Source organism: Mesorhizobium sp. M0166, assembly GCF_040322255.1.
Lineage (GTDB): Bacteria > Pseudomonadota > Alphaproteobacteria > Rhizobiales > Rhizobiaceae > Mesorhizobium.
On the sequence record NZ_JAMYTD010000097.1, the window covers coordinates 1 to 1,852 of the forward strand.

Annotated in this window: 3 protein-coding genes; 2 read left to right on the plus strand and 1 reads right to left on the minus strand. The window is 58.7% G+C overall.

Features of this window, described 5'->3' with window-relative positions; genetic code table 11:
- Nucleotides 1-177: 177 nt before the first annotated feature.
- Nucleotides 178-600 (minus strand): lysozyme inhibitor LprI family protein, encoded by a 423-nt coding sequence (locus NKJ46_RS34540; RefSeq protein WP_352671802.1) that lies wholly within the window; start codon nt 598-600, stop codon nt 178-180.
- Between the two features lie 230 nt (nt 601-830).
- On the opposite strand from NKJ46_RS34540, the gene ykgO reads away from it, so the two are divergent.
- Together ykgO and NKJ46_RS34550 are read left to right on the plus strand one after the other, a co-directional pair.
- The gene (gene ykgO, locus NKJ46_RS34545; RefSeq protein WP_006327841.1) at nt 831-956 is read left to right on the plus strand and encodes a type B 50S ribosomal protein L36; all 126 of its coding nucleotides are present in this window, start codon (nt 831-833) and stop codon (nt 954-956) included.
- 95 nt (nt 957-1,051) lie between these two features.
- Complete coding sequence (locus NKJ46_RS34550) at nt 1,052-1,651, plus strand: tetratricopeptide repeat protein (RefSeq protein WP_352671804.1); 600 nt, start codon at nt 1,052-1,054, stop codon at nt 1,649-1,651.
- Nucleotides 1,652-1,852: the final 201 nt, after the last annotated feature.

Sequence of the window (1,852 nt, forward strand, 5' to 3'; positions counted from 1 at the left end):
GCCTCCACTCCAGCCAGCATCTTGAATCACAAAACAGATAAATCTGGAATCCCCTTTGATTCCGTCAAAGGGGGAACCGCTCTAGAGCGTGATCCCGAACCGAAGGTCCGCGTTAGCGAAAAGTGGAATCCGGTTTTCGGAAAAGATCATGCTCAAACAAAAAGTTAGAACGTACGCTTACTGGATGTCGTCGCTCTCGTCCTCGTCGGGGCTGGCGCAGCTTACATTGCCTTCCGCGCAGGTCGAATCGGCAGTGAGCTGCTTGGTGCGGTCGTCGGTCAGCCGTGTCAGGCATTCCGATATCAGCATCGGATAGATCGAGCCGCCTTCGCTGTCCGCGGCGGAATAGCTGCATTCCGCGTCGCGAAATGCGATCCACGCGCGCTGCGCCGTCTGCAACAGCTTCCTGGCTTTTGCATCGCCTCCGCCGATGAGATCCTGGTAGGCCTTGTTGAGCTTGGCGTCGGCGGATTTGGTGTCCGCGTCGGCGCAGATGTTCATCATCTGCTGGCTGTCGTCGTTGCGGTCGCATTCCTGCGCATAAGCAACAGAGCCTGCCGCGAGGACGACAAGACAGGCGGACACAAGAATTCGGCGCATGATGATCTCCAATTCGCAACCGCATCATTCCAGCCGGTTCAATCACGCGCCGCAAGGCGCCAGTGGCGGATATTTGATGATACGAAACGGTCCGTATCGTTTAGGTAACGCGCTTGCGGTTGACACGGGCAACGCTCCTCGTCTATGAGCCTCGCACAGTTCAAAGGCGCGTCGGTGGGCGCGCCTTAATAATTCGGCCCGGGACAGGGCCCAGACCGACGGGCAAGACCATGAAGATCAAGAATTCGCTCAAGGCGTTGAAGGCGCGTCACCGTGACAACCAGCTGGTTCGTCGCAAGGGCCGCGTCTACATCATCAACAAGACCGCTCCGCGCTACAAGGCGCGCCAGGGTTGAGTTTTCGACCGGAGGCTGCGCGCCTCCGTTCGCATGATACGCCTCTCACGCTAAATTCAGTTTGACGATCCGGCGTCGGGGGCTAGATTCCCGCGATGCGGATTCTTTTTGCATTTTTCACGGCTTTCCTCGTTTCCGGCGCTGTCTCGCTGCCGGCCTGGGCTGAAGATCCGACTACAACTCCGCCGACAGCACCTCCGGTCGTCAAGACGAAACAGGCGCGGCTCGATCAGCTGTTTGCCGATCTCAAGCGCGAACGCAATGAAAAGGCGGCCGAGCGCATCGCCGGGCGCATTGGGAACGAGTGGTCCCAGTCGGGCAGCGCCTCGATCGACCTGATGATGCAATGGTCGCAGAAGGCAATCGAAAACCAGAAATTCGATGTCGCGCTCGATTTCCTCGATCAGGTGGTGACTTTGCAGCCGACCTATGCGGAAGGCTGGAACCGGCGCGCCACTGTTCATTTCATGATGAAGAACTACGGGAAGTCGATGGCGGACATCGACCGCACCCTGCAGCTCGAACCTCGCCATTTCGGCGCGCTTTCGGGCCTGGCCCAGATCATGGCCGAAACCGGCCACAAGCAGTCGGCGCTCGAAGCCTGGCAGCGTGTTCTCGGCATCTATCCAATGATGCGCAGCGCCCAGGACCAGGTCGGCGCACTTTCCGAGGAGCTTGCCGGCGAAGGCATTTGAGACCAGTAAAGGAGTAGGGGTAGGGGAGTAGGGGAATAAGGGAGTAAGGCAGTATGTGAGTGGTGCAGATTGCATTGTGGAACGCACTCTGGAACACATGCCCCTACTCCCCTACTCCCCTACTCCCCTACTCCCCTACTCCCCTACTCCCCTACTCCCCTACTCCCCTACTCCCCTACTCCCCTACTCCCCTACTCCCCT